This window comes from Novosphingobium piscinae (assembly GCF_014230355.1).
Lineage (GTDB): Bacteria > Pseudomonadota > Alphaproteobacteria > Sphingomonadales > Sphingomonadaceae > Novosphingobium > Novosphingobium piscinae.
In genome coordinates, this window is sequence record NZ_JACLAX010000003.1 from 50695 (window position 1) to 66149 (window position 15455).

Consider the following 15455-nt stretch of genomic DNA (forward strand, 5'->3'; position numbering starts at 1 on the left):
GCATGACTGACAAGAACGCGCTGCTCCAGCCTGATCGCGGCCAGAAGGCCACGTCGTTGCACCTCGTGACCAAGGACGGCTTCGCCGAATGGTCGAAGCGGCTCAGCGCCGGCCAGCGCGCCGCGCTGGCGGCGCAGCGGTTTGAAGGCGCCGCCGGCGAGACCGCGATCGTCCCGGAGGGCGACGGCTGGTTTGCCCTGGGCGGTGTGGCCGACGCAGCCGACCTGACGAGCTGGTGCCTGGCCCGGCTGGCCGAGGTCCTTCCGGCCGGCACCTACCGCCTCGAAGACCCCGCGCCCGGCCGGGCGCTGCTCGGCTGGGTCACCGCACAGTACCGCTTCGACCGCTATCGCAGCGAACCCGCCGCCGAGGGGCCGCGCGTGCTGCTCACCCGCGAGGTCCGCGGAATCGAGGCCGCCCTGGCCGAGGCCGCGGCGGTCGAGCTGGTCCGTGACCTGGTCAACACCCCGGCCGAGGACATGGGCCCGGCCGAGCTCGAGGCGGCGGCCACCGCGCTGGCCCGGGCCCACCGGGCCGAGCTGCAGGTGACCAAGGGCGATCTGCTCGAGCGCGCTTTTCCGATGGTCCACATGGTCGGACGCGCGGCCGGGCGGGCCCATGCGCCGCGGATGATCGAGCTCGAATGGGGCGATCCGGCCCACCCCCGGGTGGCGGTGATCGGCAAGGGGGTGTGCTTCGATTCGGGCGGGCTCGACCTCAAGCCCAGTTCGGCCATGCTGCTGATGAAAAAGGACATGGGCGGCGCGGCGCATGCCCTCGCCCTCGCCCAGCTGATCATGCAGAGCGCGCTGCCGGTGCGGCTGCACCTGCTGATCCCGGCGGTGGAGAACGCCGTGGCGGGCAATGCCTTCCGCCCCGGCGACGTGCTGCGCAGCCGCGCCGGCCTGTCGGTCGAGATCGGCAACACCGATGCCGAGGGCCGGCTGGTGCTGGGCGACGCGCTGACCCGCGCGGGCGAGCTCAAGCCGGCGCTGGTGATCGACTTCGCCACCCTGACCGGCGCCGCGCGGGTCGCGCTGGGGCCCGACCTGCCGGCGCTGTTCGCCCGCCACGACGCCACCGCCGAGGCCCTGCTGGCCGCCGGGACGGCGTGCGACGATCCGTGCTGGCGGCTGCCGCTGTGGGGCGGCTACCGCGACTATCTCAAGTCCGACCTGGCCGATCTCAACAACTCGCCGAGCAACGGTTTCGCCGGGACCATCGCCGCTGCGCTGTTCCTCGACCGGTTCGTGCCCGAGGGGGTGGACTGGGCCCACTTCGACACCTTCGCCTGGCGCCCGGTGGCCAAGCCCGGCCGGCCCAAGGGCGGCGAGGCGCTCGGGCTGCGGGCGGCCTGGCTGATGCTGCAGCGGCGCTATGGCGGATGAGCACACGGCGCCGGGCGGCGCGGCTCCGTTCATGCTGCGCAACATCGGGACGGAGCCGGGCGTTGCCTTGCCTGTGCGCTCACGATTGTATAAGCGCGCCGCTTCGCATGCGAGAGGGGTCTCGGAAGGTTTGACCGATATTGCCGCCATCACCACGCCCGGGGTCAGCTTCGGCTTGGCCGGGCCGAGCGAGAAGCTCGACCCCGCGCACCTCCCGGTTCGCGGCGATCTGGCGCACATCCGACTCGCCGGCAAGGTTTTCGTGCCGCACTATGTCGTGCCGATGCCGCATCGTGTGAATGGCGCCGGAACCCAGGTGTTCAGCGCAGCGCGGACCGATGCCGAGGTGCTGGCCGACCTGCCCACCGGCACCCCCTTCCAGGTACTCGACCTCGCCGGCAGTTGGGCCTGGGGCCAGGTCGGCACCGACGAGGGTGGTGTGGTCGGCTATGTCCCCGCAGCGGCGCTCCACGCCGAGCCATGACCCGCTCCGTATTCATCGACGGCGCGGTCGGCACGACCGGGCTGGAGATCGCCGAGCGGCTGGCGAGCCGCCCCGAGTTCAGCCTGATCACCCTCCCCGAGGCGCGGCGCAAGGACGACGCCGCCCGGGCCGAGGCGCTCAACGCCGCAGATTTCGTCATCCTCTGCCTCCCCGACGACGCGGCCCGCGCAGCGGTGGCAATGATCGCCAATGACACCACCAGGGTGATCGACGCCTCCACCGCACACCGCATTGCGCCGGGCTGGACTTACGGCTTTCCCGAGGTGGTCGGCCGCGAGGCCATCGCCGCGGCGGCGCGGGTCGCCAACCCGGGCTGCTACCCCAGCGGCTTCATCGCCCTGCTCGCCCCGCTGGTCCGCTCCGGGCTGCTTCCGGCCGACTGGCCCTACACGGTCAACGCGGTCTCCGGCTATTCGGGCGGCGGCAAGGCCCTGATCGAGCGCTTCGAAGCCGATCCCGACATCGCCTTCCGCAGCTATGGCCTCGCGCTCGGGCACAAGCATATCGGCGAGATGCAGCGGCTGTGCGGGCTGGCCCATCCGCCCGTGTTCGCGCCGATGGTGATCCCCGCGCACCGCGGCATGGTCGTCGAGATCCCGCTGCCGCTTGCCGCCATGCCCGGCGCCGCGGCGCCGGACGCGCTGCGCGCGGCGCTGGCCGCGTTCTACGCCGACAGTCCGCTGGTGAGCGTCGCCGCTGCTCCGGTCGACGAACTGCTGCTACGGCGCTCGGCCGCGGCCTGGGATGGCATGGTCCTGCACGTGTTCGGCGCCGCGGACGGCAGCCAGGCGCGGCTGGTGGCGGTGCTCGACAACCTCGGCAAGGGGGCCAGCGGCGCGGCGGTACAGAACCTCAACCTGATGGCCGGCCTGCCGGCGACTGCCGGGCTCCACGCCTGACACTGCCTATTTTGCAGGCAGTGTCCGCACAATTTCTGGGCAGTCCAAGCCCGCCGTTTCCGGCAGGTCCTTTCGCGTCAACCGGCACGATCGACACGAATCTTACGAATCCGCTCTTTTCGATCCGCCGCCCTTGGCCTAGGCAGTCTGCACGGTCTCTGGCACGATTCTTGATACCAAGTCGGTCGAGACAAGGGACATCCGGTCCGGTCAGGACAGCTGCCGTGCGGCACGTCGGGAACCGGGCCCTGCGCAGGGGTCTACAAGACGTGAAAAAGATCGAAGCGATCATCAAGCCGTTCAAGCTCGACGAGGTGAAGGAGGCGCTGCACGAGATCGGCGTGTCCGGCATCACAGTGACCGAGGCCAAGGGTTTCGGCCGCCAGAAGGGTCACACCGAGCTGTACCGCGGCGCGGAATATGTCGTCGACTTCCTGCCCAAGGTGAAGCTGGAGGTAGTGGTGCCCGACGAGCTGGCCGAGCGCACTGTAGAGGCGATTGCCGCTGCGGCGCAGACCGGCCGGATCGGCGACGGCAAGATCTTCGTCATCCCGATCGAAAGCGCGCTGCGCATCCGTACGGGTGAACGGGACGACGCGGCGATCTGATCCGGCCGGATCGGGCCTCCGCGTCACAGGGGCAGTCAATCACAGGTTTCCCCTTGCCCGGCCCGCCCGGGCAATCGGAAAGAATGCAACAAAGGGATCACGAATGACCAAGGCTAGCGACATCCTCCAGCGCATCAAGGATGAGGAAATCCAGTGGGTTGATCTGCGCTTCACCGACCCCAAGGGCAAGTGGCAGCACCTCACCATGGTGGCCGGGATTCTCGGCGAGGGTGAGCTTGAGGACGGCCTGATGTTCGACGGTTCGTCGATCGAGGGCTGGAAGGCCATCAACGAGTCGGACATGATCCTCAAGCCCGACCTCGACTCGGTCTATGTCGATCCGTTCTCGGCCACGCCGATGCTGATCATCAACTGCGACATCGTCGAGCCGTCGACCGGTGACCTCTATGCCCGTGACCCGCGCTCGACCGCGAAGCGCGCCGAGGCCTATGTCAAGGCGACCGGGATCGGCGACACCGTCTACGTTGGCCCCGAAGCCGAATTCTTCGTGTTCGACGACGTCCGCTTCTACGACGGCTACAACGGCAACGGCTTCTCGATCGACGACATCGAGCTGCCGACCAACTCGAACAAGGAATACGAGGGCGGCAACCTCGCCCACCGTCCGCGCGCCAAGGGCGGCTACTTCCCGGTTGCCCCGGTCGACAGCCTCGTCGACATCCGTGGCGAGATGGTCTCGACCATGATCGAGATGGGCCTGCCCTGCGACAAGCACCACCATGAAGTCGCCTCGGCGCAGCACGAGCTGGGCCTGACCTTCGGCACCCTGGTGCAGACCGCCGACCGCATGCAGGTCTACAAGTACGTCGTGCATCAGGTCGCCCAGGCCTATGGCAAGACCGCCACGTTCATGCCGAAGCCGATCATGAAGGACAACGGCTCGGGCATGCACACCCACATCTCGATCTGGAAGGAAGGCAACCCGCTGTTCGCCGGCAACGGCTACGCTGGCCTGTCGGACATGTGCCTGTACTTCATCGGCGGCGTCATCAAGCACGCCAAGGCGCTGAACGCCTTCACCAACCCGACCACCAACAGCTACAAGCGCCTGGTGCCGGGCTATGAAGCCCCGGTGCTGCTCGCCTATTCGGCCCGCAACCGTTCGGCCTCGTGCCGCATCCCCTATGGCGCCGGCGCCAAGGCGAAGCGCGTGGAGTTCCGCTTCCCCGACGCGATGGCCAACCCCTATCTCGCCTATTCGGCGCTGCTGATGGCCGGCCTCGACGGGATCAAGAACAAGATCCACCCGGGCGAAGCCATGGACAAGAACCTCTACGATCTGCCCCCGGCCGAACTGGCCGAAGTGCCGACCGTCTGCGGTTCGCTGCGCGAGGCGCTGGAATCGCTCGAGGCCGATCACGACTTCCTGTTGGAAGGCGGCGTGTTCACCAAGGACCAGATCGAAGCCTACATCGAACTGAAGTGGCCGGAAGTGCTCCGCTGGGAGACCACCCCGTCGGCCGTCGAGTTCGACATGTACTACTCGGCCTGATCGCTTCGGATCTGGGAAACAGGAAAGGCGCTCCGGGCAACCGGGGCGCCTTTTGCTTTGCTCAGTCTGGATACCGGCCGCGGAAGGAGACGGTCCGCGCCCTGGAATCGGCGGTGCGCGGCGGGTCGCCGAGATAAAGACCTGATGGCCGCTGGATGGCCCTTGAACGGACTTAGGGACGCTTGAAATCGGCCCTTGCCCTACCAACTCAGGCGCGCGGCCAGTCCTGCGGGAGCCTGGTCGCCAGGATATCGGGTCGCCTCTCCTTAACCAGTTCACAGGACAGCCCCATGCGTTCAGACATCCGGTTCATCATCGGGCAGTTTGCGGCGTTCATCCTTCTGATCGTGGCCAGCCCGGTGATGGCACAGCAAACGATCATCAACGCGCCGAGCGTTGACCAGACCAAGCAGGGCCGGTTCTTCTTCCTGCACGAAAGCCAGCTGCGATCGTGGGATGACAACAGCTACTGGCTGACCACCAATTTCCTGACCTATGGCGTGACCGACCGGTTCGAGTTGGCCTTGACCACTTACAACATCGGCTCCCCGACCAAGCCCAACCAGGCCATTGCGCCCGGATGGAAAACCGCACAGCCAGTGTGGTCGCGACGTCTGCCGGAGTGGGAGATCAAGCTGGGTGCAGGCCAGATGATGCCGATCAACCTGCAGGGCCAGGGGGTCGGGCTCTGGAGCTTCGGCCAGGTCAGCTTTCGGCTCCCGCCCACCGGGACCCGGCTCACGGGGGGCGTGTCGCACGGACCGAACCAGCTGTTCGGCCGCGACACCACGCATTTTGTCGGCAGCATCGAACAACCCCTTGACGGCCTTGGCGCCCGGATCGGTGGAGCGTTGGGCGATGTGGTGGGCGACATGGCCATCGTCGGGGAATGGTTCGCCGGCAAGCACGAGTTCGGGGATTTCGTTCCGGGGCTCAACTGGCACAACGATGACGGCTGGGTGGTCATCATGGGCTACAAGTTCAGCAACAAGCCCGGGCGGAAGGATGATGGCATCATCTTCGAGATCGGGAAGACCTTCTGACCCGACCACAGGAGGTGGGGTCGGCAGACTTGTCCACACCCCAGAAGGACTCGGGACCAACCGTTTGCCGCGCCCGACGAACCGTCGCCGCGGCGGTTCCCGAATCCCTTCGCATCCGCAACAAGACCGATTCATGACGGGACGGTTTCTTGGTGCGGCCTGCGCGGCCCTGGTCTTGCTCGGCACGCCGGTGCAGGCACAGGCGCGGATTCAGTGCGTGACTTTCGCCCGCGCCCATTCGCTGGTCCAGCTGGCGGGCAACGCCCGTGACTGGTGGGCCCGCGCGCTTGGCCTGTACCAGCGCGGCCAGGCGCCGCAGCCCGGCTCGGTGCTGGCCTTCCGCGCCACCGGCAGCATGCCGATGGGTCACGTTGCCGTCGTCAGCAAGGTGATTGACGCCCGCCACGTGCTGCTCGACCACGCCAACTGGTCGCGTCCTGGCATGGTTGAGCGCGGCGTCATGGCGGTCGATGTCTCCGCGGCTGGCGACTGGAGCGCGGTGCGCGTCTGGCATTCGCCCTCGCGCACGCTCGGGCTGCGTGTGAGCCCGGCCTTCGGGTTCATCTACCCTGCCGCCGAAGCCGCGATGGCTACCGCGCGCACGGCCGGAGCCGCGCTCGGCCTCAAGCGCTAGGTTGCGGCTTGGCCAGCGGTCACACGGCCAGCCGGTAGGTCTGGACCCGGTCGGTCGCGAGCAGGCTGACCACCTGCTCGGGCGTCAGCGCCCGCCAATAGAGGAAACCCTGAACGTACTGGCAGCCGGCGGCATGGACCAGCTGCTGCTGAAGCAGCGTCTCGACCCCCTCGGCCACCACTTTCATCCGCAGCGTCCGGCCCAGCGCCACGATGGCGCGCAGGATCGACTGGGCATCGACATCGCTTTCGATCCCCTGGACGAAGCTGCGGTCGACCTTGATGCGGTCGAACTGGAAGGTGCGCAGGTAGGCGAGCGACGAATAGCCGGTCCCGAAATCGTCGAGCGCGATGCGGAAACCCATGTCCTGAAGCTCGCCGAGCAGGCCCAGCACCCGGTCGGACCGGTCGAGCAGGACGCCCTCGGTGATCTCGAAGGTGAACCGGCTGGGATCGACGCGTTCCTCGGCCAGCAGGCGCCGCAACGTGGCGATGAAGTCGCGTGCGACGATTTGCAGCGGCGAGAGGTTGATCGAGATCTCGGCCGTGCCGAAATCGTGGCTGTCGGCAAACACCCGGCGCAGGACCCAGTCGCCCAGTTCGGGCATCAGCCCGGCCTGTTCGGCCAGCGGCACGAAGGTCCCCGGACTGATTTCGCCGCGCTCGGGGTGGGTCCAGCGGACCAGGGCCTCGAAGCTGGCGATCGAGCCGTCGGCGAGGTTGACGATCGGCTGGTAGGCCATGGCGAGATGGTTGCAGGCAATCGCCCGGCGCAGCTCGGCTTCCATGTCGCGGCGCCAGCGGATCGTGGCGTCCATCTCGGCAGTGAAACGGCGATAGCGCGCGCGGCCCTTGGCCTTGGCCTCGAACAGCGCGATGTCGGCGTTGCGCAGCACGGTCTTGGCGTCGGGTGCCTGTTCGGGCGCCCACGACAGCCCGCACGAGGCGGTGACATTGACGGTCTGGCCGAACACGCGGAACGGCTCGGTGAACAGCTGCATCAGCGCGCGGCCAAGCTCGTCGGCGGTAGCCCGCCCGTCGCCCATGCGGACGACCACGAATTCGTCGCTGGCCAGCCGGCCGAGCACGTCGCCCGGGCGCAGGGTCTGGCGCAGGCGATCGACCACCTGGACCAGAATGTCGTCGCCGACGTGATGGCCGACGGTTTCGTTGATCGCCTTGAAGCGGTCGAGGTCGAAGAAGGCCAGCACCACCTGCTCACCATCGTCGCGGCGCTGGGCGAGCATGGAGGTGAGCCGCTGCATGACGTGGGTGCGGTTGGGCAGGCCGAGCAACGGATCGTGCAAGGCGTTGTGCTGGGCCCGCGCTTCGCTGGCGGCAAGCTCGCGCGAGACATGGATGGCCTCGCGGATGGCCAGCAGGCCGATTGCCAGGACCAGGCAATAGAACACCAGATAGCCGGCCAGCAGCGGGGTCGTGCGGGCCAGCAGCAGCGGACCGACGACGTGCGGTCGCCAGGTCAGCCAGGCCAGCTCGCGATGGGTGCTGTCGACCAGTGCCAGGCCATTGCGGGTCCGTCCGGACGGAGGGGCGGCGTCGAGCCGCAGGTCCTGGAGCAAGGTCGCCTCGCCGATCCGGGCGAGCAGCGCCGGATCAAGCTTGCGGATGGTCACCAGCAGGTTGGGCGCCTGTCGCAGCAGACGGTAATCATGGTCGGGGAGCAGCGCGATCACGGTCATCAGCGCCGGGTGGCCGTCGTGCTGGACGATGCGACCCTGCCAGCGGCGCAGCGGGCGGCCGTCGCCACCGAAGGCCCAGCGCAGCGCGCCGCTCTGGCGGTAGGTCCGCACCGGGCCGCTCAGCCCGGCGGGAGTATCGAGCAGAGGCACAACACGGCGAACCTCGGCGGCGAGCGCCTGGTAATGCGCGGCTGGTGCCGGGCGCCGCTGTGCCCAGGCGCGCAGGAGACGGCCGTCCGGGTCGACCAGATACATGGCGCTGGCATCGACGGTGTCGCCCAGAAACCCGCCGAGATTGGCATCGGCCCAGGCCGCGTCGATCGCCGGGCCCTGTCCGACCTTGCGCAGGCCCTCATCCCCGCTCAGCTGGATCGCCTGGGTTTCGAGCAGCCCGCGCAGGGTGACGTCGAGGTGGTTCTCGAGCAGCTGGCGTTCGCTGTCGCGAATGGCCTCGTCGGCGGTGCGGGTGGCATGTAGGAAGGCGCCGACCAGGGCCGCGGTGAACGTGGCCAGCGCAACGACGATGACCAGCACGGCGCGCCGCATGCCGACCTCCGCCCGCACCAGGCCGCGGAATTTCTGCGCTAACCGATCGACGATGAACATGCCCCGCCTATGGCCGGGCCCGGCCCAAGATCTGGTTAACCACGTGCTTACAAATCAGCGCAGAATCCCGGATGGCGGTGGGAGCCTTTGGCTAGGACCCGCACTCCGGACCTGTGGATTCCGATGGCCCTGCCGCGTGGCTCAATAGTCCTTGGAGACCTTGGCATCGACGCCCTGCCGGCCCAGGCTGGAGACGCTGGCCAGGAGCGAGAGCCAGCGGGTCACACGGAACTCCAGCTGGGTCGCGTTGTAGCCGCGCCCGTCGGTGACGATCTCGGCGTAGAAGCGCCGGCCGAGGTTCTTGCCGACCGCCACCGAAGTGCCGCGCCCGGTGGCCGTATCGGCCCCCATGATGCGCAACCGGTCAAGCCCGATCGCCGTGCGCAGCGAATTGATCGGGTCGAGCCCACCCCCGCCGCGCAGCGAGGCCAGCGCAGCGCCAATCTGCACCGCCTCGGGCGTCGACAGCTGGGTGATCGAGCTGCCGAACAGCAAGCGCGAAAGCAGTTCCTCCTCGGGCAGCGAGGGTACCGAGCTGAAGCGGATCTCGGGCTTCGCCGCCGTGCCTTGCACCGCCACGGTCGCGGTCAGATTGGTTACCTCGGCGGTCGCCGCGATGTCGAGCCGCGGATCGGGCGGGCTGTTGCCATCGAAGCGGATCACCCCCTTGGTCAGCTCGAAGCGCTTTCCGGCAAAGTCGTAACCGCCGCGCACGAGCAGCGCCTCACCGAAGATCGCCGGAGCCAGCGTCGTGCCGCGCAAGCGGATGGTGGCGCCCCACTCGCTGTCGAGGCCGAGCCCGCGCACGTCGATCCGGCCGTCCCCGCGGGCATCGATCAGATAGCGCCATGGCGCGGCGGGTGCACGCGTCGGGGCCACGTCGGCGCGCGGGTTGATCTCGCGGGTCCTGACCTGGGGCAGTTCGGCCGCGACCGAGGTGCGCCCCAGGTTCCAGCGCGCCGCAGCGATGGTGACGCGCCCGGCGATGGTCCCGCCCACCCCGTTTGACACGATCCGCAACGGACCGGTGACGGTTGCGGCCATGTCGTCGCGCGCGATCAGTTCGGCATCGCGCGCAGCCAGCTTCAGATCCAGCGCCGGGCCGTGGCCAACCCCGAGACCGGACAGGTCGACCATGCCGCTCCCGCTCAACCGCCCGCCGTTCCGGGTTGCTCCGGTGAAGGTGGCAAGCTGCAGGCGCGACCCGGCGAAGGTGCCCCGCGCGGTCACGTTGCGCACATCGGTACCGGTGAGCGCCGACTGGAGCCGCAGGCCGCTGCTGGCGAGCGAGCCGTTGATCACCGGATCGCGCAGGCTGCCGGTCACGTCGGCCGCGACATCGAGCGGACCATTGAGGTCGAAGGTCTCGAGCGCGGCGAGCCGCCACAGGGCATCGGCGGGGCCGGAATAGCGCAACTGGCCGAACAGGGTGCCGGCATTGAGCCGCTCGGCCAGGCTGCCCTCACCCGGGAGCCGGTCGATCCGGCCCTGTAGCCGCCCGCGCACGGCCCCGGCCTCGCGCACCACGGCACGGGTCTCCAGGCTGGTCTCGGCCAGCCGCGCGACCAGCGAGAGGTCGATCGGGCGCGAGGTCAGGACCAGTCCCGAGCGGGTCAATCCGCGCACCTCGAGCCGCGCCTCGGCAGTGGGCGCACCGCCAAGGTTGCGGCGCCAGGCGACCGTGCCCGAGGCCTTGCCGCCCAGCCCGAGATCGGCCGCGACGATGTCGATCAGCGCCAACGGCATGTCGGCCATGGCCAGGTCGAGCCGGGTCTCCTCGCCCAGCCGTCCCGAGGCGATCAGGCGGCCGCCGGCGAAGTCGATCTGGCTGGGGGCCAGTTCCCAACCATCGGTCGTGCGGGTCAGCACTGCCCGCCGCGGCATGGCGAGGCTTTGCCCGGCATAGTCGCCTTGCGCGAGCAGCCGGTACTGGTCGGGGCTGACGTCGGCGACAAGTTGCAGCTCGAAACGCCCGCCGCGTCGTCCCGACAGCGCGGCGTTGATCTGGCCGACGCCGTCCTTCAGCGCGGCATTGGCGGCAAGCCGGCCGATGAACAGGCTGCCCTGCTGCAGACCCTCGGCGAACACCGTGCCGCTCAGCGTGGAATGGCCATTGACCAGGGTGCCGGCGGCGCTGATCCGCGCCAGCGCAATGCCAATCGGCGTGGTGCCGCCGAAACGGGCGTTCTCGGCGGTGAGAGCCAGATTGAACCCCTGGCCGCCGTCACGGGGCGCCAGCCGCAATGTCCCGTCGAGACCGCCCCCGGCCAGGTCGAGCGCGCCGGTCACTCCGTCGGCGCCGAGTGTCATGGCGCCGGTCATCGCGGTCTGCCACACCGAAAACTGCTCAACCGCCACCCGCGTCGGCCCGCCCGGCGGGGAGAACAGGCCGAGCCGGCCCGCGAACGGCCCCAGCGCCGATTGTCCGGCGGTCTCTATGCGGAAGCCCTCGGCGATCGGGGCCAGCGCCACGCGCACGTCGCGCAAGCCAGCGGCCGGGAGCGGGTTGGCCAGCACCAGGACCGCGTGGGGGCCGTCCTTCTCCACTGCCGCCTCGAGCGTGAAGCGGCCATAGTCGCGGTGGCGCCCGGTGCCGGCCAGGGTGGTGACTCCGCCCGGCCGGTTGCGGCCGTTGAGCTGGACCGCCAGCTTGCTGCCATCGATGGTGAAGCGTTGGAGCAACAGCGGCTGCGCCCCGCCGATCCGCACCCCGCCGGCAAAGCGGATGCCGGTCCCGGCAAGCGTGGTGAGCGTGGCATTGCGCACCTGGGTCATTCGCCCGCGCACCCCGGCATCGACCAGCCACGGCTGCCGCCCGAAGCGGGCGTCGAGCCGCAGGTCGGCATTGGCGAGGCCGAGGTTCGCCAGGGCAACATCGCGCGCCGCGATCGGACCGGTCAGGCGATAGTCCCCGCGCCGGGTGTCTCCGTTGAGCTGAAGCGAGGCGCCCAGACCCGGCGCGCCGACGACAAGGTCTGTCGCCGAGAGCCGGGTACCGTCGAGCACGATGGTTCCGCGCGCGCGCCCGGTGGCCAGCCGCGGATCGACCAGCGCATTGCCCGTGACGATCCGCCCGGTGGTGAGATCCACGGGCAGGGTCCAGCGATTGTCGATGCGGGTCAGGCGCCCCTGTTGGACGATCCGGTCGGCCGAAAGCCCGCTCCATGCGATCCGCGTCGCAGTCAGGCGGTGCTGAACCACCAGATCGCGCAGTTCACCGTCAAGCGTCGCCTCGAGCCGGGCCGCCTCGATCCGGCTGCCGGGCCCCAGCAGCCCGGGATCGCGCGTGCGTGCGACGAGCTTGACCTGCCGCAGCGCGTTGCGGGCGAGATCCGCCGTACCGCGCAGGGTGACATCCACCCCGCGGCCCTGCGCGGCCAGATCGCCGGCCAGCACCGAATCGACCAGCGTGCCGGCACCGCGCAGCTGCACCGTATCTCCCGTCACCCGGGACAGTGCTGCAGGGACCCAGGCTCCAGGATGGAGCGACCCCGAAAAACTGTAGCGCCCCGCCCGATTGACCAGCGCGAGATCGGCCAGCGCCTTGTCGCCCTGCTTCGCCAGTGCCCGGCCCTGCCAGGCGGTGTAGCGGCCTGCACCGTGAACCTGCAGGGTCATGCCGTCGCGCGCGCCGACCAGCGCGGCCAGCACGCCGCCGCGCGGCGCGTTGTAGTCCAGCCGGGCCACGAAACGGTCGGCCTTGGGCTCGCTGTCGAGATAGGCGTGGAGCCGGTCCGAACCGCCCAGCTGCGCATCCGTCAGCAGGTAGGCGCGGCCTTGGCGGATGGTCGTCCGGGCGACCAGGTCGATCCGCCGCGGCGTGCCCATCACCCCCCGGCCCAGGGTCAGCCGGTCCAGCTCGAACCGATCGATACGGATATCGAAATCGGGCAGGATCGGTGCATCGGGATCGCCCGGGTTGAGCCGCGGGGCGCGGTGCAGCAGCCCACGGCGCAGGATCAGCTTGCGCACGTCCAGCCCGGCGCTGAACCAGCGCAGCGGGCGCCAGTCGAGCTCGATCTCGGGCACCTCGAGGAACAGGCCCTGCGGATCGGAGAAGCGCACGTCGCGCAGCGTTGCCGCACCCGTCAGCGTTCCGTCGATCCGCCCGACCTCAACCCGCATGCCGGAGGCCGGGGCATAGCGCGCGATGCGATCGACCACGAAGCGGTGCCCGATCGGGCTTTCCAGCACGACCAGCCCGATCGCCACCAGCCCGACCAGCGCCAGCAGCACCGCCAGCAGCCCGCTTTGCCAGCCGCGCCGCCGCCCGACAGGGTCCGGCGCGACGGGCAGCGGAGGAGGTGCCGCAAAGGCGGCGGCAGGTGGTTCGGCCCCGTCCATCAGAAGGCCTGGCCCAGTGCGACGCTCACGGTCACCCGGCTGTCCCCCGGACGCGGGTTGAGCGGCGTGCCGAGATCCAGTCGGATCGGCCCGAACCCGCTCTTGTAGCGCAGTCCCAACCCGGCGCCGTAGCGCAGCCCGGTGAGCGTCGGACGGATCGATTCGGCCACGGTCCCGGCATCGAGGAACGGCACCACCTCGACCGCGCCGTCGAGCAGCCCGGTGCCGATGCGCGCCTCGACGCTCAGCTCGACCAGTGAACGCCCGCCCGAGGGATCACCGGCATTGTTGCGCGGACCGATTTCCTGGAAGCCATAGCCGCGCACCGATCCGCCACCGCCGGCGTAGAACCGCCGCGACGGCGCGATATTGGCCAGCGGCGTGCCAGGGATGCTGCCCACCCGCCCGCGCGCGGCCAGTACCAGCCGGCTGCCCACGGCCTTGTAGCCTGACAGGTCGAACTGGATGCGGGCGTAATTGACGGTCGGACCGTTCTGCTGCTTCGAGATTTCCGGAGAGATGCGCAGTGCGCCGCGCCAGCCGCGGGTCGGATCGAGCAGGTTGTCCGAATAGTCGAGCGCGCCGCGCACGGGCAGTGCGGCGATAAAGAAGGTGTTGCGCGGCACCGACTGGCCGCCGACCGCGCTCTCGCGCTCCTGCGTCGCCAGGATCTCGACCCCGGCCGACCAGATCCACGGCTTCTGGAACAGCAGTGTGGTCAGCTTCTCGAAGCTGCCGGTGAAGGCCAGGGTCCGCGCGGTATAGGCGTCGCGCTGGACGGTATTGGCATAGACATCCAGCGTCAGGACCTGATCGCGGCCGTGCCAGTTGTTCCAGCGCACGGTCGTGCCGGCCAGCTGCTCGAGCGTACCCGCCACCCCGCGCAACCGCAGCATGCCCTCGGGCGGGAAGAAGTTACGGTGTTCCCAGCTGCCCTCGAGGCGGAAGCCGTTGCCGGTCTCGTAACCGACCAGCCCCGCGATGGTGCGCTGCGGGCCCGGCACCATCGCCACGTCCATCGCCACCTCGCCGGTCTGTCCCGGGGCTGCCGGGGCGCTCGATTCGCGCGGGGTGACCGTGACGCTGGCGACCAGACCGGTGGCGAGGATCGCGCGGCGCAAGTCCTCCTGGCGGGTGCGCTGATAGAGCTCCCCCGGCTTGAACCGCGCGATGTCGGCAATGTGCTGCGACGAGAGGAACCGCGGCTGCTGGCTGATCAGCGGCCCGAACCGATACTTGCCGCCAGGATCGACCGGCACGGTCAGATCGCCCTCGCGCCGCTTGTGATCAACCAGCAGGTCGGGCTCGCCGACCTTGGCAAAGGCGTAGCCTGTCTCGCCGAGCGCGGTGTCGAGCGCGCTGCGCTGCGCCACGATTCGGTCGTTGTCGAGCGGATCGCCGGAGGCGATGGCGAAGGTCTGGCGGAACCCGACGGCATCAGGCCCGGCCCGGTCGAGCTGGCCCAGCGCGATCGCCCCGAAGCGGAAGCGCGGCCCCGGCTCGACGTCGAAGCGCACCATCACGTCGGTCCCGACCTCGGCCGCGGTGAGATCGCCCTTGCCAACGGTCTGGGTGACCAGCGCGTCATAATAGCCGTAGATCCGCAGCAGCTGGGCGATCAGTTCGCGGTCGGCGCGGGCGCGGGCAGCGACCTGGGCGAAGGTCGCCTCCTTGTTGTCGTACTTGAGCAGTGTGGAGAGTGCCGAAAACCGGTCGATGAAAGTCGCCCGTTCGGGGAAGGTCTGCAGGCGCGGGGGAAACACCAGGGTCAGGTGCCCGGAAACCTTGATCTCCTCGCCCGAGGCGACCGTGCTCTCCGGCAGGGTGACGGCCGTTGTCCCCTCGGCCGCCAGATCCGGATCGGGCGGCAGCGCGGCGAGGACCGGGACCGGCTCGGTCGCGTCGGGCCAGGGCAGGGTCATGCCAGGCAGCTCGGCCAGCGGGGCGGTGGGATCGACCCGGCCCGCTGGCGTCTCGGCCACGGACGCATCGCCCGAGGCACCGGCCCAGGCTTCGGGATCGGCCACCGCATTATCGGGAATCAGCTCGCGCAGATCGGCATCGGGGGAGATCGTCCCTGGTAGCGCCGGGCTGTCCGGCGGGGGCGGCGACGTCGGAACCGGGACAGGCGATGCCGGAGCAGGCGCTGCCGCCTGTGCCCGCAGCGGGGCAGGCTGGCTGGCAGCCGCGCCGGCCGCCAGCAGCATCAGTCCGAA

Annotated in this window: 10 protein-coding genes; 7 read left to right on the forward strand and 3 right to left on the reverse strand. The window is 69.5% G+C overall.

Annotated features, from left to right (window positions below):
* The first annotated feature begins 2 nt into the window (after positions 1 to 2).
* From H7F53_RS03925 to H7F53_RS03955, 7 genes are all read left to right on the forward strand, one after another.
* Complete coding sequence (locus H7F53_RS03925) at positions 3 to 1388, forward strand: leucyl aminopeptidase family protein (protein ID WP_185678184.1); 1386 nt, start codon at positions 3 to 5, stop codon at positions 1386 to 1388.
* Between the two features lie 130 nt (positions 1389 to 1518).
* Positions 1519 to 1872, forward strand: a complete 354-nt coding sequence (locus tag H7F53_RS03930; protein WP_185678185.1) for an SH3 domain-containing protein — start codon at positions 1519 to 1521, stop codon at positions 1870 to 1872.
* Positions 1869 to 2792: an N-acetyl-gamma-glutamyl-phosphate reductase gene (gene argC / locus H7F53_RS03935; protein ID WP_185678186.1), complete on the forward strand. Its 924-nt coding sequence runs from the start codon at positions 1869 to 1871 to the stop codon at positions 2790 to 2792. Before H7F53_RS03930 ends, argC begins: the two co-directional genes overlap by 4 nt.
* Before the next feature lie 269 nt (positions 2793 to 3061).
* Positions 3062 to 3400 carry a P-II family nitrogen regulator gene (locus tag H7F53_RS03940; protein WP_185678187.1) on the forward strand — a complete coding sequence of 113 codons (339 nt, stop codon included), beginning with the start codon at positions 3062 to 3064 and terminating at the stop codon, positions 3398 to 3400.
* Between the two features lie 103 nt (positions 3401 to 3503).
* Entirely contained in the window at positions 3504 to 4913 is a 1410-nt protein-coding gene (glnA, locus tag H7F53_RS03945; RefSeq protein ID WP_185678188.1) for a type I glutamate--ammonia ligase, read from the forward strand.
* 290 nt (positions 4914 to 5203) lie between these two features.
* The gene (locus H7F53_RS03950; protein ID WP_185678189.1) at positions 5204 to 5956 is read left to right on the forward strand and encodes a hypothetical protein; all 753 of its coding nucleotides are present in this window, start codon (positions 5204 to 5206) and stop codon (positions 5954 to 5956) included.
* Between the two features lie 133 nt (positions 5957 to 6089).
* Positions 6090 to 6590: a CHAP domain-containing protein gene (locus tag H7F53_RS03955; RefSeq protein WP_185678190.1), complete on the forward strand. Its 501-nt coding sequence runs from the start codon at positions 6090 to 6092 to the stop codon at positions 6588 to 6590.
* Positions 6591 to 6609: 19 nt separating this feature from the next.
* Here the strand turns inward: H7F53_RS03955 and H7F53_RS03960 are convergent, their stop codons facing one another.
* The 3 genes from H7F53_RS03960 to H7F53_RS03970 all read right to left on the reverse strand — a co-directional run bounded on the left by H7F53_RS03960 (position 6610) and on the right by H7F53_RS03970 (position 15446).
* Positions 6610 to 8895, reverse strand: a complete 2286-nt coding sequence (locus tag H7F53_RS03960; RefSeq protein WP_185678191.1) for a putative bifunctional diguanylate cyclase/phosphodiesterase — start codon at positions 8893 to 8895, stop codon at positions 6610 to 6612.
* A gap of 141 nt (positions 8896 to 9036) precedes the next feature.
* On the reverse strand, positions 9037 to 13239 hold the full coding sequence (locus H7F53_RS03965; protein WP_185678192.1) for a translocation/assembly module TamB domain-containing protein: 4203 nt from the start codon (positions 13237 to 13239) through the stop codon (positions 9037 to 9039).
* Positions 13239 to 15446: an autotransporter assembly complex protein TamA gene (locus H7F53_RS03970; protein ID WP_185678193.1), complete on the reverse strand. Its 2208-nt coding sequence runs from the start codon at positions 15444 to 15446 to the stop codon at positions 13239 to 13241. Before H7F53_RS03970 ends, H7F53_RS03965 begins: the two co-directional genes overlap by 1 nt.
* Positions 15447 to 15455: the final 9 nt, after the last annotated feature.

Coding starts and splice junctions, on each gene's coding strand:
- H7F53_RS03955 (WP_185678190.1), top strand. CDS start 6,090: ATGACGGGACGGTTTCTTGGTGCGGCCTGCGCGGCCCTGGTCTTGCTC.
- H7F53_RS03970 (WP_185678193.1), bottom strand. CDS start 15,446: ATGCTGCTGGCGGCCGGCGCGGCTGCCAGCCAGCCTGCCCCGCTGCGG.
- glnA (WP_185678188.1), top strand. CDS start 3,504: ATGACCAAGGCTAGCGACATCCTCCAGCGCATCAAGGATGAGGAAATC.
- H7F53_RS03925 (WP_185678184.1), top strand. CDS start 3: ATGACTGACAAGAACGCGCTGCTCCAGCCTGATCGCGGCCAGAAGGCC.
- H7F53_RS03960 (WP_185678191.1), bottom strand. CDS start 8,895: ATGTTCATCGTCGATCGGTTAGCGCAGAAATTCCGCGGCCTGGTGCGG.
- argC (WP_185678186.1), top strand. CDS start 1,869: ATGACCCGCTCCGTATTCATCGACGGCGCGGTCGGCACGACCGGGCTG.
- H7F53_RS03965 (WP_185678192.1), bottom strand. CDS start 13,239: ATGGACGGGGCCGAACCACCTGCCGCCGCCTTTGCGGCACCTCCTCCG.
- H7F53_RS03950 (WP_185678189.1), top strand. CDS start 5,204: ATGCGTTCAGACATCCGGTTCATCATCGGGCAGTTTGCGGCGTTCATC.